This is a genomic window from Kitasatospora sp. NPDC127121 (genome assembly GCF_042677305.1).
Classification (GTDB): Bacteria; Actinomycetota; Actinomycetes; order Streptomycetales; family Streptomycetaceae; genus Kitasatospora.
In genome coordinates this window covers 83,038-105,620 of record NZ_JBHXTQ010000017.1, presented here as the reverse complement: position 1 = coordinate 105,620, position 22,583 = coordinate 83,038, and the positions used below count along the sequence as shown (strand labels likewise).

5 protein-coding genes are annotated in these 22,583 nt (G+C 77.6%); all 5 read right to left on the bottom strand.

Annotated elements, in window-relative coordinates:
* Positions 1 to 212 precede the first annotated feature (212 nt).
* Positions 213 to 1,052 carry a dimethylargininase gene (gene ddaH, locus ACFVHI_RS12140; protein WP_380338278.1) on the bottom strand — a complete coding sequence of 280 codons (840 nt, stop codon included), beginning with the start codon at positions 1,050 to 1,052 and terminating at the stop codon, positions 213 to 215.
* A gap of 253 nt (positions 1,053 to 1,305) precedes the next feature.
* On the bottom strand, positions 1,306 to 1,530 hold the full coding sequence (locus ACFVHI_RS12135; protein ID WP_063349723.1) for an MbtH family protein: 225 nt from the start codon (positions 1,528 to 1,530) through the stop codon (positions 1,306 to 1,308).
* Entirely contained in the window at positions 1,527 to 12,551 is an 11,025-nt protein-coding gene (locus ACFVHI_RS12130; protein ID WP_380338275.1) for an amino acid adenylation domain-containing protein, read from the bottom strand. Before ACFVHI_RS12130 ends, ACFVHI_RS12135 begins: the two co-directional genes overlap by 4 nt.
* A 4-nt stretch (positions 12,552 to 12,555) precedes the next feature.
* Positions 12,556 to 17,973 carry an amino acid adenylation domain-containing protein gene (locus tag ACFVHI_RS12125; RefSeq protein ID WP_380338272.1) on the bottom strand — a complete coding sequence of 1,806 codons (5,418 nt, stop codon included), beginning with the start codon at positions 17,971 to 17,973 and terminating at the stop codon, positions 12,556 to 12,558.
* Positions 17,970 to 22,574: a condensation domain-containing protein gene (locus ACFVHI_RS12120; protein ID WP_380338269.1), complete on the bottom strand. Its 4,605-nt coding sequence runs from the start codon at positions 22,572 to 22,574 to the stop codon at positions 17,970 to 17,972. The genes ACFVHI_RS12125 and ACFVHI_RS12120 overlap by 4 nt, the downstream gene beginning before the upstream one ends.
* Positions 22,575 to 22,583 lie beyond the last annotated feature (9 nt).

The following is a 22,583-nucleotide window of genomic DNA, read 5'->3' as shown; positions in this document are numbered from 1 at the left end:
CCATTAACCACCTCAAGACGGAATCCTCGATACTGGTTTGTGTCGTGGGCTGGTAGTTGTTTATACGAGACTGACGCCGCCGGGCGGGGCGGACCTCCTCGGGGGGAGGCCCGCGCGGCCCGTCGCGTTGGTGCGCGGTGGGTCCTACGGCCCGAGTCCGCCCCGTTCGCCCGCCCCGGCGTCACAGGGGTGGGCGAAGGGGCGGGCGGCGGTCAGGCGCGGTGGCGCAGCTCCAGCGTGCAGCACTTGACGCTGCCGCCGCCCTTGAGCAGCTCGGACAGGTCGACGCCGATCGGCTCGAAGCCGCGCTCCCGCAGCTTGTCGGCGAGGCCGGTGGCCGCCTCCGGCAGGAACACGTGCCGGCCGTCGCTGACCGCGTTGAGGCCGAACACGGCGGCGTCGCCGGCGTCGGCCAGCACCGCGTCGGGGAACAGCCGGCCCAGCACCTCGCGGCTGCCGGCGGAGAAGGCCTCGGGGTTGTACATGATCTCGTCGCCGTCCAGCACGGCCAGCGCGGTGTCCAGGTGGTAGTAGCGCGGGTCGATCAGCTCCAGACCGATCACCGGGCGCCCGAAGAACTCCTGGGCCTCGGCGTGGCCGGCCGGCGTGCTGCGGAAGCCCCGCCCGGCGAGCACGTACTCGGCGGTGACCAGGAAGTCGCCCTCGCCCTCGTTGACGTGCTCCGGGTCGTGCAGCTCGGGGTAGCCGTTGGCGCGGAACCACTCCAGGTAGGCGGGGCCCTCGGCGGCGCGCTCGGCGTTGCGGAAGCGGGCGCCGAGCACCTTGCCGTCCACCACGGTGGCGCCGTTGGCCGCGTAGACCATGTCGGGCAGGCCCGGGATCGGGTCGATCAGGTCGACCCGGTGACCGAGCTCCTGGTAGAGCGCGTACAGCCGCTCCCACTGCGCCACGGCGAGCCCGGTGTCGACCGGCTTCGCCGGGTCCATCCACGGGTTGATCGCGTAGGTGACCTCGAAGTGGCTGGGGCGGCACATCAGGTAGTGCCGGGGCCGGGCCGTGCGCTCGGCGGGGCGCGGGGTGACAGCGTTCATCGGTGACTCCTCGTGAGGGCTTCGGACAACGGGCGGTGGCGCTGCGGTCCGGACGGGCGGCAATCGGGTGCCTGCGGGGCTCCGGGGCCGGCTCGCCGGCGGCGCGGCCGGACGTGGGGGAAACCCAGGCGCGCCGCACTCGTTCCTGCGGGCCGGCCCCGCGCCCGTCCCTGACATGCTGTCAGTTCGTTTGCGGGGGGCGGAAGATCCTTAAGCCAGGGTGGAACAGCCCTGATGGACCGGCCGATCGCGCTCAGTCGACGCGGGCGTCCATCGCCTCGGCCAGGCTGCGCGGACGCAGGTCGGTCCAGTTCTTCTCGACGTAGTCCAGGCAGGCCTGCCGGGATTCCTCGCCGAACACGCTGCGCCAACCGGCGGGCACGTCGACGAAGGCGGGCCAGAGGGCGTGCTGGTTCTCCTCGTTCGCCAGGACCAGGAACGCGCCCTGCTCGTCGTCGAAGGGGTTGGTGCTGCTCATCGGACCCTCACTTCGTGGTTGTGGTCGTGCACTTGGGCAAGGTCGTTCAACTCGTCGGCCGGCTCGTCGTCGAGCCCGCCGTCGACCTCGTCGTTCAGCTCGTCGTTCAGCTCGTCGTTCAGCTCGTCGCAGAACTCGGTGACCCGCCGCCGGAAGGCGGCCACCACCCGCCGGGCGGTCGGCTCGTCGCAGCCGTCCAGCGCGTGTACCAGGTCGCACTCCAGCCCGCCGGGTGCGCCGTCCGCCGTCCGCCGCTCCACCAGTTGGAGCAGCAGGTCCACGGCGGTGCGGGCCACCGGGACGGGCCGCTCGGCGACCGCCACGGCGTCGGCCCACCGCCCGCCGTCGGCCGGCTCGGCCCGCACCAGGTGGGAGACCGCCACCCCGAACAGCGGCTGGCGGCCCGCCTGCCGGGCCGGGTTGACCAGTTCCACCACCCGGTCGAACGGCAGGTCCTGATGGGCGTGGGCGGCCAGCAGCCGCTCCCGGACCCGCCCGACCAGGGTGCGGGCCGTCGGGGCGCCGGAGGTGTCGACCCGCAGCACCACGGTGTTGACCAGGCAGCCGACCACGCCGTCCAGCACCTCGTCGTCCCGGCCGGCCAGCGGCACCCCGATCGGCAGGTCGTGCCCCGCGCCGAGGTCGCCCAGCGCGGCGGCGAACGCCGCCTGCACCACCATGCCGGTGCCGGCCGAGCAGGCCCGGGCGGCGGCCGCCAGCCGGCGGTGCTCCCCCGGGTCCAGGGCGAAGCGGACGGTGCCGGCCGCGCCCGGCCCGGCGCCCGGGGCGCCGGTGGCGTCCGGCAGGCCCCGCCACGGCGGCAGGGCGGCCAACGCGCCCTTCCAGTAGGCGGCCTGCCGGGCGGCCGGGCTCTCCGGGCGGTCCTCGTCGCCGAGCCGCCGCCGCAACCACAGCGCGTGGTCGGCGTACTGGACGGCGGGCGACGGCCAACGCGGCGCCCCGCCGACCGCCCGGGCCCGATAGGCGAACCGCAGGTCGGCCAGCAGCGGTTCGAGCGCGTGCCCGTCCACCGTCGCGTGGTGCAGCACCAGCAGCAGGGTGTGCCGGTCGGGGCCGCTGCGCAGCAGGGCGGTGCGCAGCGGCGGTTCGGTCAACAGGTCGAAGCCGCGGTCGAGTTCGGCGGCGATCCAGGCGTCCAGCCGCTCCGGCGGGACGTCGAGGAGGCGGGGCGCGGCGGACGGGACGGCGGCGAGGACGGCCTCGGCGAGGTCGGCGTCGGCGGGCGGGTCGTCGGCGGGCGGGGCGGCGGTGGGCGCGAGGATGCGCTGCTCGGGGCCGTCCGGGCCGTACGGCAGGACGGTCCGCAGGGCCTCGTGCCGGGCCACCAGGTCGCCGAGGGCGGCCCGCAGCGCGGCGGGGTCGAGCCCGCCGGTGAGGTCGAGGGCCAGGGTGGTGAGGTAGTCCGGGCGGTGCTCGCCCAGGTAGTTGGCGGTCCACAGGCGCAGTTGGGCGGGGGCGAGCGGCAGCCGGTCGGGCCGGGCCGTCCGGTCGCCGAACGCCGGGGCGCTGCCTTCGGCACCGTCGGCACCTTCGGTACGGGCGGCGCGGTCGAGCCGGTGGTCCAGCCCGGCCACCGTGGGCGCGTCGAACAGCTCACCGAGCGGCACGTCGACCCCCAGGGTGGACCGGATCCGCCCGGCCAGCCGCATCGCGGCGATCGAGTTGCCGCCGAGCGCGAAGAAGTCGTCCTCCGGCGCGACCGCCGGCACCCGCAGCACCTCCGCGAACAGCGCCGCCAGCACCTCCCGGCGGGGCGAGCGGGTCGGCGCCGGGGCCGACCGCTGCGGCGGGCCCAGGGCGGTCGTGTCGACCTTGCCGTTGGCGTCCAGCGGCAGCGCGTCGACCGGGACGAGCACGGCGGGCACCAGGTGGCGCGGCAGCCGCCCGGCGAGCCGGCGGCGCAGTTCACCGGCGGCCACCGGCCGGTCGGCGACCACGTACCCGACCAGCGAGCGGCCCGCCGGGCCCGCCCCGTGCGGCACCACCCGGGCGGCGGTGACCTCCGGCTCGGCGCACAGCGCGGCCTCGATCTCGCCCGGCTCGATCCGGAACCCGTTGATCTTCACCTGCCGGTCCGCGCGCCCCAGGAAGTGCAGCCGGCCCTCGGTGTCCCACCGGCCCAGGTCCCCGGTGCGGTACAGCCGGCCGCCCGGCGGGCCGTACGGATCGGCGACGAACCGCTCGGCCGTCCGGGCCGGGGCGCCGTGGTAGCCCGCGGCCAGGCCCTCGCCGCCCAGGTGGATCTCGCCGGGGACGCCCGGCGGCACCGGGCGCAGCGCGGCGTCCAGCAGCAGCACCCTCGTCCCCGCGAGCGGGCGGCCGATCGGGACGGCCCCGCCCTCGCGGACCGGGCCCGCCGGGACTTCGTGGCCCAGGGCGAAGGTCGTGCTCTCCACCGGCCCGTACAGGTCCAGCAGCCGCTGGCCGGGCGCGGCCCGCCGGGCCCGGGCGAGCGCCGCCGGGGGCACGACGTCGCCGCCGGTGCAGATCAGGCGCAACCGGGCCAGGGCCGCCGGGATCTGCTCGGTCAGCAGGTCGAACAGGCCCGCCGTCAGCCAGGCCGCGGTGGCGCCGCCGCGCTCGACGGCCCGGGCGTAGTCCGCCGGGGTCAGCTCCCCCGGCGGGGCCACCACCACCTGGCGGCCGGTCAGCAGCGGCATCAGCAGCTCGTACACCATGGCGTCCCAGGCGTGCGGCGAGTGGAACAGCACCCGGTCGTGGTCGGGGCCGTGCCACAGCGGGTCGTCGGCCAGGGCGAGGATGTTGCGGTGGGTGACCGCCACGCCCTTGGGGCGGCCGGTCGAGCCCGAGGTGTACAGCAGCTGGGCGACCTGCCCGGGCCGCACCTCCACGCCGGGGTCGTCCGTACTCCCGCCCGCCCGCCGGGCCGCCGCCAACAGCTCGGCGTCCAGGAGCAGTTCGGTGCCCGCCTCGGCGGCGAGCGCGCGCAGCCGCTCGGCCGGGAACCCCGGGTGCAGCGGGACGCAGACGGCACCGAGCTTGGCCAGCGCCAGCATCGCCACCGGCACCTCCGGGCTGCGCGGCAGCCGCACGGCGACCCGGGTGCCGGGCCGCACCCCGAGGGCCGCCAGGTGGTGGGCCAGCCGGTTGGCGTCGGCGTTCAGCGCGCCGTACGTGGTGGTGGCGTCCGTGGCGGTACCGGTGCCGTTCGCGGTGGCGCCGTCGACGTGTCGCAGGGCGATCCGGTCCGGGTGGTCGGCCGCCAGCCGCTCGAACCGCGCGCCGACCGACACCGGTTCGGCGTCGGCCGCCGGGCCGGTGCCCCAGGCCCGCAGCCCCGCCCGCTGGACGGGCGGCAGCAGGTCGACCCGGCCGGTGGTCAGCGCGTCCGCGCCCGGACCGGCCAGGGTGGCGCAGGCGGCCGTCAGCAAGGTGCGCAGCCGGTCCGCGTCGAGGTACCGGTCCAGTTCGGCGGGGCGCAGTTGGAGCCGCACGTCCAGGCCGCCCTGGCGCGGCAGCACCACCAGCGAGAGCGGGTAGTGGGTGCCGTCGAACGGTTCGACGGCGCCGATCCGCAGGCCCGGCGCGGGCTCGACGAACCCGGCCTCGTCCAGCGGGTAGTTCTCGAACACCAGTGAGCTGTCGAAGAGCCGCCCGGCGCCGGCGGCCTCCTCCACCGCGGTGAGCCCCAGGTGCTCGTGGTCCAGCAACGCGGTGCGCTCCCGCTGGAGCCGGGCGGCGAGCTCGCGCAGCGGCTCGCCCGGGTGCAGCCGGGCCCGGACCGGAACGGTGTTGATCAGCAGGCCCACGAGCCGCTCCGCCTCCGGCAGTTCGGCCGGACGCTGGGCGACGGTGGTGCCGAACAGGACGTCGTCACGGCCGGTGAGGTGGGAGAGCACCAGCGCCCACGCCGTCGCCACCAGGGAGCCGAGGGTCACCTCCCACTGCGCGGCGCGCGCCCGCAGCCCGGCGGTGAGCCCGGCGGGCAGGGTGAAGACGCTCGTCGACGGGCCGTCGTCGGCGCCCTCGCCGCCGGCCGGCGCGGGCCGGCCGACCCGGGTGGGCTCGGCCCCGGCGAGGGCGGCACGCCAGGCGCCGCGCGCGGCCGCGTCGTCGCGCCCGGCCAGCCAGTCGAGGTAGCGGCGGTAGGACGGCGCCGGGGGCAGGTCGACGCCCTGGTGCAGCGCGAGCAGCTCGCGCAGCACGATCGGCACCGACCAGCCGTCCAGCAGCAGGTGGTGGTGGGTGAAGACGAGCCGCCACCGGTCGGCGGCCAGCCGCAGCAGGGTGAAGCGGATCAGCGGCGGCGTGTCGACCGCGAACGGCCGACGGTCCTCCTCCACGAGCCGCCGGGCGGTGGCGGACTGCTCCCGCTCCGCCCGCCCGGTGAGGTCCACGGTGCGCCAGGGCAGCGTCACCTCGACCGGCACGACCTGCTGCGGCGGGCCGGACTCGCCGCTGGTGAAGGCCCCGGCGAGCTGCGGATGGCGCGCGAGCAACCGCCGGACGGCGTCCTGGAGCCGCTCCGGGTCGATCGCGCCGGTGAGGTCGAGGACGAGCTGCACGAGGTACGGGTCGCGGCGGCCGTCGTGGGCGGCGTAGCGGGAGTGGAACAGCAGGCCGGCCTGGAGCGGTGTGGCGGGCAGCAGGACGGCGGCGGGCGCGGCGGCCTCGGCGGAGGCTTCGGCGGACGTTTCGGCGGGCGCCTCGGACTGGGCGTCGGCTGCGGGCCCCTCGGCGCGGGGCGGGGCGGCGGACGACAGGGTGGTGAGGGCCTGCTCCCAGCGGGCGGCGAGTTCGGCCACCGCGTCGGCGGCCAGCACGCCGGCCGGCCAGGCCCATTCGACCCGCAGCCGCGGGCCGTCCGGGCCGGTCTCCACGAAGGCGTCGACCGAGAGGGTGTGGGCGAGCGGCAGGGTGGGGTCGGCCTCGCCGCGCAGGGTGCCGGGGACGGGCTGCCAGGGGCCGCGTCGGGTGGTGTCGAAGCGGCCCAGGTAGTTGAAGGCGATCGGGGCCGGGCGGTCGGGCAGCGTGCCGGACCGCTGGAGCAGCCCGTACGTCAGGCCCCGGTGGGGGGTGGCGCGCAGGCGCTGCCGGGCAGCCGCGACGGCGCGGGCCAGGTCGTCGGCGGGGGCCAGGTCGTCGGCGCGGGCCGCTCCCCCGGTGTCGGGCGCGGCCGGGCCGGTGTCCAGCAGGACGGGGTGGATGACCGTGAACCAGCCCAGCGTCCGGGAGAGGTCGAGGCCGTCGAGGGCGGCGAGTTCCGGGTCGCGGCCGTGGCCCTCGACGTCCACCAGGAGCGGGCCGTCGGCGCTGCGGGCGCGCCAGCCGTGCAGGGCGGCGGCGAGGGCGCCGAGGAGGATCTCCGGTACGGCGGCGCCGAGTCGGTCGGGCAGGTCGGTCAGCAGGGCGGCGGTCGGGCCGCCGCCCAGGGTGGTGCGCAGGGTCGCGGCCCCGGCCACGGTGTCCCGGGTGCGGTCCAGCGGCCGGGTGCCGATGGTCCCGGTGCCGGCGGTCAGCAGGCCGTGCCAGTGGTCGCGGTCGGCGGCGACCGCCGGGTCGGCCTCGGCGGCCCGCAGCGCACGGGCCCAGTCGGCGGCCGTGACGGGGACGGCGGCGAGGTCGGCCGGGTGGCCGTCGGCGGCGGCCCGGTGGGCCCGGGCGAGGTCGTCGAGCAGGATCCGCCAGGAGACGCCGTCGACGGCGAGGTGGTGGATCACCATCAGCAGCAGGCCGCCCCGGTCGCCGTCGAACCAGACCGCCCGCAGCAGGTCGCCCCGGTAGGGGTCGAGGCGGCGGCGGGCGTCGTGCCGCTGTTCCGCGACGAGTTGCAGCAGGGCGGGCGCCGGGTCGCGGCCGGGGGCGGTGGCGAGGCCCTCGCGGGCGAGGTCGATCCGGTGCAGCAGCGGGGCCGCCGGGACGGTCCCGGCGGGCCGGATCTCGAAGGCGAGCGGCTCGCCCGGGGCCCCGGTCAGGCGGGTCCGCAGCGCGTCGTGGTGGTCGACGAGCTGCTGGAGGGCGGTGCGCAGGGTGTGTTCGGTGGCGCCGGGCGGCACCTCGCACAGCAGGGACTGGGCGTAGCCGTGGATCGGTCCGCCGCGGGCCGCCAGCCAGTCCGCGATCGGGGTGGGCGGCAGCACCTCGCCCGGGGGCGCGGGCGCCGCCGGGCGGGCGGCCGGGGCGCGGCCGCCGTCCGGGGCGACGGCCGCGGCGGCGGCGAGGGCGCGCGGGGTCTGGTGGGTGAACACGTCCTTCGGCGTGATCAGCACTCCCGCCGACCGGGCCCGGGTGGCGAGTTGGATCGCCAGGATGCTGTCCCCGCCGAGCCGGAAGAACCCCTCCGACGGCCCGGGCCGCGCCCGGCCGAGGACGCTGCCGAACAGGGTCCGCAGCTGCTCCTCGGCGGGCGAGCCGCCCTCCGGGCCGGTGACGGGCTGCGGGCGGGCAGCCGGCCCTGGCGTGTCCGACAGGTCGAGGGTGCCAACGACGTCGAGGCCGTCGAGGCCGTCGAGGGTGTCGACGGGTGCCGCCGGGTCGGCCAGAGCCGCCGCCAGCAGACGGCCGAGGCCCTGCGCCAGGCGGTCGGCGGTCTCGGGGCGGAAGTGGCCGGTGCTGTACTCCAGGACGCCGCGCACCGTGCCGTCCGGCTGTTCGGTGAACTCGAAGAGCAGCGGGAACTTGGCCATCACCCGCTCGAACCGGTGCGGTGCGCCGGACAGGCCGGGCAGGGTGAGCGCGGGCCGGCGCCCGCCGTGCAGGGTGATCATCACCTGGAACAGCGGGTGGCGGCCGAGTTTCCGGTCGGGTGCGAGGGCGTCCACGACCCGGTCGAAGGGCGCCTGGTCGTGCGCGAAGGCGGTGAGGTCGGCGTGCCGGACGCGGTCGACGAGCTCCGCGAAGCCCGGGCGGCCCGAGAGGTCGGTGCGCAGGGCGAGCGGCTGGGCGAAGTAGCCGACCAGGTCGTCCAGGGCGGGGTCGGCGCGGCCGGCGGTGACCGTGCCGAGGACGAGGTCGGTGCCCGCTCCGGAGCGGGCGAGCAGGCAGGCGACGGCCGCGTGCAGCACCATGAACAGGGTGGCTCCCCGGCCGGCCGCCAATTCGGCCGCTGCGGCGACCAGTTCGGCGTCCCACTGGAACTCGGCGGCGGCCCCGCGCAGGGCCGTGCCGGGCGGCGGCTCGTGGTCCACCGGCAGCGCGGTGCGCCCCGGTGCGGCGTGCAGGGTCTCGCGCCAGTGCGCCAGTTCGGTGGCCAGCGGGCTGTCGGGCCGGCCGGCCGGGCCGAGCTCCCGGCCCTGCCAGAGCGTGAAGTCGGCGTACTGGAGCGGCAGTCGGGGCCACTCGGGGGCCCGGCCGCGGGCCCGGGCGGCGTAGCCGGCGGCGAGGTCGCGGGTCAGCGGGCCCAACGACTGTTCGTCGGCGGTGATGTGGTGCAGGACGATCAGCAGCAGGTGGGTGCCGGGCCCGGCGGTGAACACCACCAGCCGCCAGGGCAGGCCGTGTTCGAGGTCGAAGGGCCGGTGGACCTCCTCGTGCACCGCCGCGTCCAGGTCGGCGGGGTCGGGGTGCCGGACGGTCAGCGGAAGGGGCGGGTCGTCGAGGATCCGCTGGTACGGCTGCCCGTCGGTGGCCGGGAACACGGTGCGCAGGCTCTCGTGCCGCTGCTGGACGTCGCCTGCGGCGGCCCGTAGCGCGGCCAGGTCGAGCGGCCCGGTCAGCCGGGCGGCGAGCGGGACGTGGTAGGTCGACGCCTGCTCGCCGAGCCGGTGCAGGAACCACAGGCCGCGCTGGGCGTAGGAGAGCGGGATGCGCTCCGGGCGGGGGCCGGCCTGCGGGCGCTGCGGGCGCGCCCGGCCGGCCGCCGCATCGCCCTGGCGGGCGGCGCCACGGGCACCGATCCGGGCGGCCAGGCCGGCCACGGTGGGGGCCGCGAAGACGTCCCGGATGGTCAGTTCGGCGGACAGCTCGGCGGGCAGCTCGGCCCGGGCGCGGACCACCAGCCGGTTCGCCGAGAGGGAGTCGCCGCCGAGGGCGAAGAAGCTCTCGTCCGCGCCGAAGCCCTCGGCCCCGAGGAGTTCGCCGAACAGCCGGTGCAGCCAGGTCTCGTGCTCGCCGCTGGGCGCCCGGCCCCGGCCGTCCGCCGCCCTGGCCTCCCGGGCCCGCAGCCGGTGCTCGTCGAGCTTGCCGTTGGCGGTCAGCGGGAAGGCCTCGACGGCGACGAAGGCCGCGGGCACCAGGTGGTCCGGGAGCGACGCGTGGGCGTGGTCGGCGGCCGCGCGGACGGCCTCCTCGGTGCCGAGCAGGTAGGCGGTCAGCGCCTTGCGCCCGGGCTCCCGTTCGGTGGCGAGGACGGCGGCGCCGGAGATGCCGGGCCGCGCGGCGAGCGCGGCCTCGATCTCCCCCGGCTCGATGCGGTAGCCGCGGATCTTCACCTGCCGGTCGGTGCGGCCGAGGTGTTCGAGTTCGCCGTCGGGGCGGCGGCGGGCGCGGTCCCCGCTGCGGTACATCCGGCTGCCGGGCGGACCGTACGGGTCGGCGGTGAAGCGGCCGGCCGTCAGCGCGGGGCGGCCGAGGTAGCCGCGGGCGAGGCCGGGGCCGGCCACGTACAGCTCGCCGGGCAGGCCGTCGGGCACCGGCCGAAGGGCGGCGTCCAGCAGGTACGCCCGCAGGTCGGGCAGCGGCCGGCCGATGGTGGCGGCGCCCGAGGCCACGGCGGCGGCGTCGAGGTCGCCGGCCGTGACGTGCACGGTGGTCTCGGTGATGCCGTACATGTTGACGAGCCGGGGCGCGTCCTGCGGGTGCCGCAGGTACCAGTCCGCGAGCCGCCAGGGTTCGAGCTGCTCACCGCCGAAGATGACGTAGCGCAGGGCGAGCCGGGCGCTCGGGCCTGGGTGGGCGGCGTCGGCTGCGGCCAGCTGGGTGAACGCCGAGGGGGTCTGGTTGAGCACCGTGACGCGCTCGTCGGCGAGCAGGCGCAGGAACTCCTCGGGCGAGCGGGCGGTGTCCCGGGGGACGACGACCAGGCGGCCGCCGTGCAGCAGGGCGCCCCACAGCTCCCAGACCGAGAAGTCGAAGGCGTAGGAGTGGAACAGGGTCCAGGTGTCGTCCGGTCCGAAGCCGAACCGGTCGGCGGTGGTGGCGAGCAGCCGGGTGACGTTGCGGTGGGTGACCAGGACGCCCTTGGGGCGGCCGGTGGAGCCGGAGGTGTGGATGACGTAGGCGACACCGTCCGGGCCGGGGCGCTGCGGCTGCGTCCGGTCGGCGGGCTCGTCCGCGCCGTCGACGGGCAGGGTCTCGACGCCGTCGGGCAGCGCCGCCCGGGCGGAGTCGTCCGTCACCACGAGCCGGGGCGCGGCGTCCTCGATGGTCGCGCGCAGCCGTTCGACCGGGTAGTCCGGATCCAGCGGCAGGTAGCCGGCGCCGGCCTTCTGGACGCCGAGCAGCGCGACCACCAGGTCCGGCGAGCGGGGCAGGGCGACGCCCACCAGGTCGCCGCGGCGCACGCCCCGGGCGGCGAGCCGGCGGGCCAACCGGTCGGCGCGCAGGTCGAGTTCGCGGTAGGTGAGGACATCGCTCCCCAGCACCACGGCGGGTGCCTGCGGGCGGGCGGCGGCCTGCCGTTCGAACAGCGAGACCAGGGTGTCGCCGTCCGGCTCGGTCCGCGCCGATCCGGACGCGGGCGCGGGCGCGGGCGCGGGCAGGGCGACGGCTCCGCCGCCGGTGCGCAGCCGGCCGACCGGGAGCCCCTCGGGCGCCTCGGCCAGCGCCGTCACGAGGTCGAGCACCCGGTCCAGGTGGGCCCGGACGGTGTCCTCGGGGTAGTCGCCGACCGCGTCGGCGAACACCGGCAGGGTGGCGCGGCCGTTGTCGTAGACGCCGAGCGCGAAGTCCTCGGGCAGGCCCGGCGAGACCTCGTGCACGGTGGCCGGGATCCCGCCGAACCGCAGGCCCGGGTCGAGCGGCAGCAGGTTCAGGGTGGGGCCGATCAGCGGCCGGTCGCCCCGGGCGGCGGCGGTGTCGCGGAGCAGGTCCTCGAAGCGGTACCGCTGGCGGCGCAGCGCGGCGCGGACCCGGTCCGCCGTGGCCGTCACCAGGCCGCCGACGGTGGCGGCCGGGTCGACGGCGAGCCGCAGCGGGACGACGTTCGCCGTCATGCCGAGGGCCCGCCGGGCCAGCGCGGCGTCCCGGCCGCGGACGCCGAGGCCGATCACCGCCGTGCCCTCGCCGGTGTCGGCGTGCAGCGCGACGGCGAGCGCGGCCGGGAACAGCGCCGTCCAGCCCGCGCCGACGCGCTCGCGGACAGCGGCCCAGCGTTCGGCGGACAGCTCCGTCCGGACGGCGACCGGCGGGCGCGGGCCCGAGCCGGTCGGGGCGCCGCGCCCGCCCGCGAGGCGGGGCGGGTCGCCGAGGCCGGCCAACTCCTCGGCCCAGAAAGCGGCGTCGGTGCGGAACCGGGCGGAGGCGCGGTAGGCGGCGTCGTCGTCCAGCAGGGCCTGGAGCGGGTCGTGCACGCCGGTGGAGGGCGGCTCGCCCGCGTGCAGCGCCGTGTACTCGGCCGCCACCCGGCGCATCAGCCCGGCCCCGCCCACGCCGTCGCACAGGATGTGGTGCATCCGGAGGTACCAGAGGTACTCCGCCTCGCCGGTCCGCAGCAGGAAGTGGTCGAAGGGCGGGCGGGCGGTCAGGTCGTAGGGGTGGGCGAGTTCGGCGGCGAGGAACGCGCGGGCGGCGGCGGCCGGGTCCTCGTGGTGGCGCAGGTCCTGCCGGTGCAGCGGCCAGTCGGCGGCGTCCTCGATGATCTGGACGGCGCCGTCGGCGGTCGGCTCGAAGCGCACCCGCAGGCTCTCGCTGCCGGCCACCACGCCCCGCAGCGCGCGTTCGAACAGCTCCTCGTCGATCGCGCCGTGGAACTGGACGTACTGGCCGGCGGTGAACCGCCGCCGGGTGGGGTCGGCCTCGTGGCCGAACCAGATTCCCGACTGCGGGGCCGTGAGCGGCCGTCGTCGGGCGGGAGAGGCGGGAGAGGCGGGCGTGGCGGACATCCGGTCAGCTCCTTTCCGGCTCGTGCGGCTGGTGCGGCTCGTGCGGGCTCGGTGACCCGTGCGGCCCGGACGGGTCGCCGAGCCGGTCGAGCAGCGCCGGGGCGAGGTCGAGGAGGGCGGCCGGGCCGCCGAGGTCCTGGTGGCCGTGGTCGGTCCGGTGCCGCAGCAGCCGGCCGCCGCCGAGGTGGGGCAGCCAGCTCTCCGGGTCCTGGACGGGCCCGCTGGTCTCCGGGACGGCCTCGATGAGGAGCAGGTCGCCGCGGTACCGGCCGGGGCGGAAGGCGCGGCCGAGCCGGACGTTGTTGTCGTAGACCTCGGCGAGCGCGGTCAGGTGGTGTTCGGAGAAGACGGAGAGCGGCGAGTCGGAGTCCTTGGCGAGGACGAGGAACTCCTCGGCGGTCGGCGCGGGCGCGTCGGCGGGGCGGTCGACGCCGGTCAGCCGCAGCAGGGCGTTGCGGACGTGGCCCTGCTCGGCGAGCACCTCGGCCTCCGAGCGGGCGGGGAGGTCGGCGAGCACGTAGCTGTCGAGCATCGCGAGCAGGCCCACCTCCGCGCCCTGCTCCTGCAGCCGGGCGGCCACGGCGTAGGCGACCAGGCCGCCGAACGACCAGCCGAGCAGGTGGTAGGGCCCGTCGGGCTGGACGGCGCGGATCTCCCGCACGCAGTCCTCGGCCACCTCCTCCACGCTGGCCGGCAGCGGCCCCCGGCCGTCGAGGCCGCGGGACTGCAGGACGTAGAGCGGCCGGTCGCCGAGCGGCCCCAGCAGCGCCGCGTACGTCCAGCCGATCCCGGCGGCCGGGTGCACGCAGAACAGCGGCGCGCCGGTGCCGGTCGAGCGCAGCGGCAGCAGGGTGGCCAGCATGGGCTCCAGGCCGTCGGCGGGCGGCGCGGGGACGGCGGCGGCGACGGTGGCGTCGGTGGCGGGGAGCGGGGCGCGGGCGGGCCCGGCGGTCGCGGGCCAGGAGTCGAGCAGGCCGAGGGAGGCGACGGTGGTGTCCGGCTCGGCGACGAGGGCGTCGAGCAGCCCCAGCAGCCGGGCCAGCAGGGCGTCGGCGGCCTCGGCGTCGACGGCGTCCTCCCGGTGCAGGATGTCGAGTTCCAGTCCGCCGTCCCTCGGGATGGCCATCAGCGACAGCGGGTAGTGCGCGGCCGTCTCGCTGCCCGAACCGGTGATCCGCACCCCCGGGAGCGCGTCGCCCTGGTCGCCGGACTGCGGGAAGTTCTCGTACACCATGACGGTGTCGAAGAGTTCGCCGAGGCCGGTCGCCCGCTGGATGGCGGGGATTCCCAGGTGCTGGTGGGCGATCATCCGGACCTGCTCGCGCTGGACCCGGGTCAGCAGCCCGGCCAGCGACTCCTCCGGCCGCAGGGTGATCCGCAGCGGCAGGGTGTTGATCAGGAAGCCCATGACGGACTCGGAGCCCGGCAGCTCCGGCGAGCGGCCGTTGACGATGATCCCGAACACGGTGTCGGGGCGGCCGGTCCGCTCGGCCAGCAGCAGCGCCCAGGTGGCCTGGAGCACGGTGTTGAGCGTGATGCCCAGCCCGGCGGCGAGGGCGCCGAGCCGTTCGGTGCGCTCCTCGCCCAGGAGCCGGTAGCGGCGGCCCGGCCACCCGTCGGCGGGCGGCAGCCCGGGCGGCGTCACCAGGGTGGGTTCGATCGGCGCGGCCAGGGCCTCGCGCCACGCCCGGCGGGCGGCCTCGTGGTCCCGGCCGGCCAGCCAGGCCAGGTGGGCGCGCAGCGGCACCGGCTCGGGCAGTCCGGCCGGGTCGCGGTACAGGGCGAACAGCTCCGGCAGGAGGAGCTGGTTGGACCAGCCGTCGATCAGGGTGTGGTGGGCGACCACCTCCAGCCGGTACCGCTGCGCTCCCACGCCCTCTCCGGGGCCCAGCCGCAGCAGGGTGAAGCGGATCAGCGGCGGGTCGGCCGGGTCGAACCGGGTGGTCCTGGCCTCGGCGGCCAACCGCTCGGTCTCCGCCTCCTGTTCGGCCGCCGTGAGGCCGCTGAGGTCCAGCTCCGTGAACGGCGGCAGGCGGTCCGGGACGACCTGCACCGGGCGGCCGTCGGGGAGGCGGACGAACCCGGCCGCAAGGTTCGGGTGGCGGCGGCAGAGCGCCTCGACGGCGCGGCGCAGCGCCGCCGGGTCGAGCCGCCCGTCGAAGAGCATCCACAGCCGCATCACGTAGGCCCCGCCGCCGCCCTGGCTGTGCTGGGTGGGGAAGAGCAGCCGCTCCTGGAGCGGTGTCAGCGGCAGCACGTCCCGGTGGCCCGGGAACCGGGCCTGCAACCAGGCGCGTTCGGCGGCGTCCAGCGGGAGCAGTTCGCCGTCGGCGGGCCGGCCGGCGCCCTGGTCGGCGGGGTCGAGCGCGGTGGCGACGGCCGCGAGTCCGGCCGGGGTCGGGTGCGCGAACACGTCCTCCGGGGCGAGCGCCAGCCCGGCCCGGCGGGCCCGGCGGAGCAGCTTGATGGAGCGGATGCTGTCGCCGCCGAGGGCGAAGAAGCTGTCGTCCGGGCCGACTTCGGGCAGGCCGAGGACGCCGGCGAAGAGCTCGCGCAGCACCTCGACGGGGCCGGCGGCCGGGGCGGCGGCGGGCTCGGGCGAGGTCCCCGCCACGGCACCGGCGGCCAGGGCGGCGAGCGCGCTGCGGTCGGTCTTGCCGTTGGCGTTGGTCGGGAGGTCGTCGAGGAAGACCAGGACGGCCGGGACGACCGGCGCGGGCAGCACCTCGCGCAGCGCCGCCCGGACGGCCTCCGGATCGGCCGGGCGGCCCTCGACGGCGACCAGGAAGGCCGTCGTGCGGCGGTCGCCCTCGCCGTCGTCGGTGGCGACCACCACGGCCCGCCGGATGCCGTCCAGCTCCGTCAACCGGGCCTCGATCTCGCCGAGTTCGATCCGGTGGCCGCGGATCTTCACCTGGTGGTCGGTGCGGCCGGCGTACTCCAGCTCGCCGGCGGCGGTCCAGCGGGCGAGGTCCCCGGTGCGGTACATCCGGGCGCCGGGCGGGCCGAACGGGTCGGGCAGGAAGCGCTCGGCGGTGGCCCCGGGCCGGTGGGCGTAGCCCCGGGCCAGGTAGTCCCCGGCCAGGTAGAGCTCGCCGGTGACGCCGACCGGCGCGGGCCGCAGGGCCGGGTCGAGGACGTGGGCGCGCACGTTGCCGATCGGCACGCCGATCGACGGCTCACCGTCCGCACCGGGCGGGCACGCCCCGGCCGTGGCGTACACGATGGCCTCGGTGGGGCCGTAGAGGTTGAGCACCCGGGCGTCCGGGTTGCGGGCGTGCACCTGGCGGACCAGCGCGGCGGGCAGCGGCTCGCCGCAGAACACGTAGGTCGTCGCCCGCTCGCGCACCCACTCGGCGCGGGCGACCTGCTGGTACACCGACGGGACGGTGTTGACCAGGCTGCCGGACCAGTCCGGGCGTTCCAGCAGCGTGAGCAGGTTGTCCACCAGGTCGACGCTGCCGCCGGTGAACAGCGGCACCAGGAGCTCGAAGACCGACAGGTCGAAGGAGAGCGAGGTGGAGCCGAGCACCCGGGAGAGGGCCTCGGGGCCGAGCTCGGCCGCCGCCCAGGCGGCGAGGTTGGCCACGGCCCGGTGGGTGACCACCACGCCCTTCGGCGTCCCGGTGGAGCCGGAGGTGTGGATGACGTACGCCGCGTTGCCGGGCAGCGGGCGGGTGGGCGTCGCCCCGGCGGGCGCGGAGCCGGCGGGCGCGGGACCGGCGGTCTCGGTGGGAGTGGGCTCGACGGCGGCGGGCTCGTCCAGCAGGACGACGGACGGGCCGTCGGCGGCCGGCTCCGGCAGCACGGCGGCGGCCAGCTGCGCCGTGGTCAGCACCACCCGGGGGCGGGCGTCCGCGAGCACGAACTCCACCCGGCCGCGCGGGTGGCCCGGGTCGACCGGGAGGTAGGCGGCGCCGGCCTTCAGCACGCCCAGCACGGCCGCGACCAGGGCGGGCGTGCGGGGCAGCAGCACCGCGACGACGTCCTCGCGGCCGACGCCGAGGCCGGCGAGCAGCCGGGCGATCCGCTCGGAGCGCCCGTCCAGTTCGGCGTAGTCCAGCACCTCTCCCCCGCCGCGCACCGCGACGGCGGACGGGGTCCGCGCCAGCTGGGCGGCGAACGCCGCGGGCACGGTGGTCTCGGGCACCGCGTGTTCGGTGGCGTTGGCCTTCCGCAGCAGGGCGAGCTCGTCCCCGTCGGCGAGGTCGAAGGAGTGGATCGGCTCGTCGGGCCGGGCCGCCAGCCGCGCCAGCAGCCGGACCAGCCGGCGGTGGGCCGCCGGGTCGGCGCCGTGGCCGCCGGCGGCGACCCGCCACGCCCCGTCCCGGTCCGCCGGGCCGGGGGTGGGGTCGGCGCGCAGGAACAGGCCGGGCAGCGGCTCGCCCCAGGCGCGGGCCAGGACGGCGACCGTCCCGGGGCCGTACGCCACCCGCTCGGCGCTGTCGGCGATCCCGGTGACCAGGCCGTACCCGGAGGACGGGTCCCAGGGCAGGTCGAGGTCCGGCCGGTGGCCGTGGCGCCGGACCGCGCGCAGGGCGCGGCCGGCCTGCCGGAGGACGGCGGTGAAGCTGAGCCCGGGGGCCGGGGCCAGGCGCACCGGGACGACCAGGCCGCGGCCGCCCGGGCCGGGAGCCGGGCGCCAGTGTCCGAGCAGCAGCTCCCGGGCGCCGGTCAGCCGGTGCGCGTGGACGGCGGCGGCGGCGAGCAGCACCGCGGCGGGGCCCGCACCGCCGGCCCGGGCGGCCCGGGCCAGTGCGGCCGGGTCGGCCACCGGCAGCCAGGGCAGCTCGGCCGGCGGCGTGACGGCTCCGGCCGGGCGGGCGGCGGCGGGCTCGGGGCCGGCCGCCCCCAGGACCTCCCGCCAGTACGCCCGGTCGGCGGGCCGGTCGGCGTCCGGGTCCGGGGCGGGGGCAGGTACCAGGGCGGGGACCGGGGCCGTCTCGGCATCCGCGGCGTCCTCGGCGTACAGCTCGCCGGCCCGGCGGACGAGCGCGGCCAGCCCGGCGTCGTCGTCGACCAGCCGGTGGTGGCGCTGGAACCAGCTGAGCCCGCCGTCGGATCGGCGGATCAGCACGTGGCGCAGCAGCGGCCCGCCGAGCAGGTCGAGCGGGCGGACGAGCTCGGCGGCGAGCCAGCCGTCCAGTTCCTCCGGGTCGAGGTCGATCACCGCGACGGCGGGCGGCTGGGCCGGGTCGGCCGGGCGGAGCAGGCCGGGGCCGCCCCCGGCGGCGGCGCGGTAGCCGGTGTGCAGGTCCGGGCGTTCGGCCAGGGCCCGGGCCACGGCGCGGCGCAGCCGGTCCAGCCCGACCGGGCCCTCGAAGCGGACCAGGCGCGCCACGCAGTCGGCGGGAAGGAGCGGGGTGTCCCGCAGGACGGCACGCCGGGCGGCGTCGAGCGGGGTGGCGGTGGAGCTGCTCACAGGGCCCTCACGGTGTCGTCGTCGGGGTGCGGGGTCACGGTCTCGGGCGCGTCGCCGTGGTCGGCGTGGTCGGCGTGGTCCGCACCGTCGGCCTGGTCCGCGTAGTCGGCGTAGTCGGCCGCCACGTCGTGGACCGGGCGGTCGGGCTCGGCGAGCAGGCCGCGCAGCAGCTCGCGCAGGCCGGTGGCGAAGCCGGTCGCGGTCGGCGGGTCGAAGAGTTCGGGGGCGTAGTGCACGGTCAGCGCCGTGGGGGCGGCGCCGCTCTCCGCCCGCCACCCCAGGTCGAGTTCGACCCCGCGCGGGGCGGCGCCGTGACCGACGCCGTGGCCTCCGCCGTCGCCCCGGGAGCGGACCGGGGGCTCGGCTCCGGGGCCGGCCGTCCCGTCGGGGGTGGTGCGCCCGAGCAGGTCGGTGAAGGCGGGCTCGTCGGCGAGGTCGGCCCGCAGCAGGGCGCCGCCGGGCAGGCCGACCGCCACCTCGTCCTGGCCGGCGATCCACGAGAGCAGCACCAGCCAGCCGGCCCGCAGCACCCGGTCGGGGTGCGGGCCGAACCGGGCGATCGCGTTGCGCAGCGACTCGTCGACCGGGACGGTGACGCTGCGCTCGGTGTAGTCGGGGCGGCCCGGGCGGGGGCGGTCGGTGGGGACGTCGAGCCGGACGGGCCCGGGCGGGCCGGCGGGGGCGGCCGGCAGCGCCGCATCAGAGGAGACGGCCGCCGGCGCCCCGGCCCACAGTCGGGAGATCGGCAACTCGCCGTCGGCTGCGGCGAGTTCACGGAGCAGCGCCGTGTACTCCTCGACGAACGCGGCCGCCGTCGCCCCCGTGAACAGCTGGGTGCTGAACTCCAGGCAGGCGGTCATGGCGTCGTCGCCGACCCGGTCGGAGGTGATCAGGGTGAGGTCGAACTTGGCGGTGCCCGCCGGCAGGCCGCCGAACAGGTTGCCGGCGCTGTGGCCGATGTCGAAGTACCCGGTCGAGGTGCCCTCGATCTGCTGGATCGGCGGCAGCTCCTGGTGCACGAAGAACACGTCGAACAGCGGGCTCCGGCCCGGATCGCGCTCGTCCGTCAGCGCCTGGACGACCCGGTCGAAGGGGATCTCCTGGTGCTCCAGGGACTCCAGCACCACGGCGCGCACCCGGTGCAGGAAGGCGGTCACCGACGGGGCGCCGGACAGGTCGGCGCGCAGCGCCACGGTGCTGTTGAAGAAGCCGATCAGGCCTTCGAGTTCGGGCCGGTTGCGCCCGGTGGTCGGGATGCCGACGACCAGGTCGTCCTGCTCGCTGCGGCGGGCCAGCAGCAGGTAGAGGCCGGCGAGCAGGACCACGAAGAGGGTGACGGAGCGGTCGGCCGCGAGCCGCCGCAGCTCCCGCATCAGGGCGGCGTCCACGGTGAACACCGCGAGGTCGCCGGCGTGGTCCTTACGGGCCGGGCGCGGGTGGTCGGTGGGCAGCCGCAGCACCGGCGCGTCCCGCAGGGTCTCGCACCAGTAGGCGAGTTCGCCGTCCATAGCCGAGCCGGCCACCAGTTCGCGCTGCCAGGCCGCGTAGTCGGCGAACTGGACGGGCAGCGGCGCGAGCCGGTGCGGGCGGCCCTCGCGGCGGGCGGCGTACAGCTCGGGCAGCTCGCGTTCGAAGATCCGCGGTGAGGCGCCGTCGTTGACGGCGTGGTGCATGGTCACCTGGAGCACGTGCTGCTCGGGGGCCGTGCGGACCACGAGCACCCGCACCAGGGGGTCGTGGGCGAGGTCGAAGCGGTGCTCGGCGGCCTGCCGGACGAGTTCGCGGGCGGCGGCGAGCGGGTCCGGCTCGGCGGAGACGTCCCGGAGGGTGAAGAAGTCGCCGGGCTCCGGGCGGATGCGCAGCACCGGCTCGTCGTCCTCCTCGGCGAAGTTGGAGCGCAGCACCTCGTGGCGCAGCATCAGGTCGTGCCACATGCCGCGGACGGCGTCGACGTCGAGCGGGCCGCTGATCAGGCTGACCATCGGGAGGTTGTAGAGCGTGGTGTCGGGGTCGAGCTGGTGGTGGAACCAGATCCGGTCCTGGCCGAAGGAGGTGACGGGCGGTGTGTCGCGGGGGGTGATCGGCGGCAGGGCGGGGGCCGCGGGGGCGCCGGCCCGGCGGCGGATGAGGTCGGCGAACGCGCCGACGGCGGGGTGTTCGTAGACGTCGAGCAGCCGGGGGCGGAAGCCGAAGCGGGTCTGGATCCGGTCGGCGAGCTGGAGGGCGATGATCGAGTTGCCGCCGAGTTCGAAGTAGTCGGCCTCCGGACCGGGCGGCTGCTCGCTGTGCAGGAGTTCTCCGAGGACTTCGGCGAGCCAGCGTTCGGGGTCCTCGGCGGGGCCGGTCCCGGTGCGCTCGACGGCGGGCGCGGCGGGCGCGACGGACGCGACGGGCACCACGGATGCGACGGGCAGGGCGGGGGCCGCCGGTGCGGGCCGGATCCAGCACGGGGTGGCGGCCAGCGGGTGTCCGGGCAGGCGCAGCCGCCGGGCGGTGCCGGGCTCGGGGCCGAGCGCCGTCCAGTCCAGGTCCAGGCCGCATTCGTACAGCCGGCCGAGCAGCGCGGCAAAGCCTCCGTCGCCGTCACCGGCGGCCGTGACCAGCCGGGCGCCGTCCTGCCCCTCCGGGCCGAACCGCTCGGCGAGCAGCCGGCCGAGGACGCCGCCGGGGCCGGGGTCGAGGAACACCACCGGCCCGGCGGCGGCGAGCCGTTCGGCCGCCGCGACGAGCCGGTCCCGGTCGGGCGGCGCGGCCTCGGCGCCGGTGGCGGTGGCGGTGGCGAGTTCGCGGGTGTCCTCGGCGGTGAGGGTGCCGAGCAGGTACCGGGCGGCGTACCGGGAGACGCCGCTGCTCAGCACCGTCCCGACGGGTACGCCGCAGCGCGACAGCTCGCGATGGAGGGCGAGTTGGCCCGCGAGCAGCCGGGCCGCCGGGCCGGTGGCGGGCAGCGCGTCGGGCAGCTCCGCCGGGCCGGGGGCGTCGGGCACGGCGTCCGGGGAGAGCAGCAGGCAGACGGCGGGCGGCCTGGTCCGGCCGCCGCGCGGGGCGCCGCCGGCCGGTGCCGAGGCGTCGAGCCGGGCCGCCCGTTCGAGCAGGGCCCGGCCGAGCTCGGCGGTGTCGCGGGCCCACACCGCCGCCCGGTGCCCGTAGTGGGTGCGCCCGGAGTTGAGGGTGAGGGCGACGTCGTCGAGGTCGGTGTCGCGGGCGGCCGGGCCGGTCAGCGCGGCGCCGAGGTCGGCGCAGAGCCGGGCGAGCGCGGTGCGGCTGCGCGCGGAGACGCCGACGAGCCGGGGGGTGCCCGACCGGTCGCCGCGCGGCGGCACGGGCGGCCGCTGGACCACGCAGTGGGCGTTGATGCCGCCGAGGCTGTACGAGCTGACGCCGGCGATCCGCTCCTCGCCCTCCCAGGGGCGCAGCGCGGTGACCACCTCGACGGGTTCGAGGGCGGCCTCGTCGACGGGCCGGCGGAAGTGCAGGGACGGGTACAGCTCGCCGTGGCCGACCGCGAGGACGGCCTTGACCAGGCCGGCGATCCCGGCCGCGTGGTCGAGGTGGCCGACGTTGGTCTTCACCGAGCCGATCGGCAGCCGCCGGCCCCGCGCCCCGAACCCGCGCGGCCCGAACACCTGGGCCAGGCCCTCCAGTTCGACGGCGTCGCCGAGCCGGGTGCCGGAGCCGTGCGCCTCCAGGTAGCCGGCCAGGGCGGGGTCGAGCCCGGCGGAGCGCCAGGCCGCGCCGATCACCGCCGCGTGCGCGGGTGCGCTCGGGGTGCTGATGGTGGCGGCCGCCCGGCCGTTGTGCCGGACGGCGCTGCCGCGGATCACGGCGTGGACGGGCGTGCCGTCGGCGCGGGCCCGGCCGAGGGTGGTGAGCAGCAGGACGGCGCCGCCCTCGCCGCTGGCGGTGCCGTCGGCGTCGGCGTCGAAGGCCCGGCAGCGGCCGCTCGGGGAGACGAGTTCGGTCATGCCTTCGGTCTGCCGGGCGGGCAGGCCGCCGGGGCGCAGGCTGAAGCCGCCGGCGAGCGCGTACTCGGCCTCGCCGTCGCGCAGTTCGCGGCAGGCCTGGTGGACGGCGACGAGCGAGCCGTTGCAGCCGGTGTCGACGGCGTAGCAGGGGCCTTCGAAGCCGAGCACGTGGGCGATCCGGGCGGGCAGCGCGAAGGGCACGTTGCCGAGGGCGCTGAGCGGGCCGGGCTCGGTGGCGGCGCCGAGGTAGCCGGAGGCGGCGGCGCTGAGCACCACGGCGACCTGGCGTCCGCGCAGGGCGCCCGCGGCGTGGCCGGCGTCCTCGACGGCCTGGTGGGCGAGGACCAGCGCGATCCGCTGCTGGGGGTCCATCAGGGCGGCCTCGCGCCGGGAGAGGCCGAAGAAGGCGTGGTCGAAGGTGTGGACGTCGGCGAGGTGGCCCATCGGCAGGTAGCCCGCGTCCGGGTCGAGCCCGGTGGCGGCGGCCCGGGCGGCGGGCATGGCCCCGACGGAGTCCCGGCCGGCGGCGAGGTTGGCCCGGAAGGCCGCCAGGTCGTCGGCGTCGGGGAAGCGGGCGCCGATGCCGACGACGGCGATGTCGGTGTCGGCGGGGGCCGTCGCTGGGGTCCTGGTCACTGCTGCTCT

Excerpts from the sequence above, each read along its gene's own strand:
- ACFVHI_RS12135 (WP_063349723.1), bottom strand. The coding sequence starts at position 1,530 with ATGAGCAGCACCAACCCCTTCGACGACGAGCAGGGCGCGTTCCTGGTC.
- ACFVHI_RS12130 (WP_380338275.1), bottom strand. The coding sequence starts at position 12,551 with ATGTCCGCCACGCCCGCCTCTCCCGCCTCTCCCGCCCGACGACGGCCG.
- ddaH (WP_380338278.1), bottom strand. The coding sequence starts at position 1,052 with ATGAACGCTGTCACCCCGCGCCCCGCCGAGCGCACGGCCCGGCCCCGG.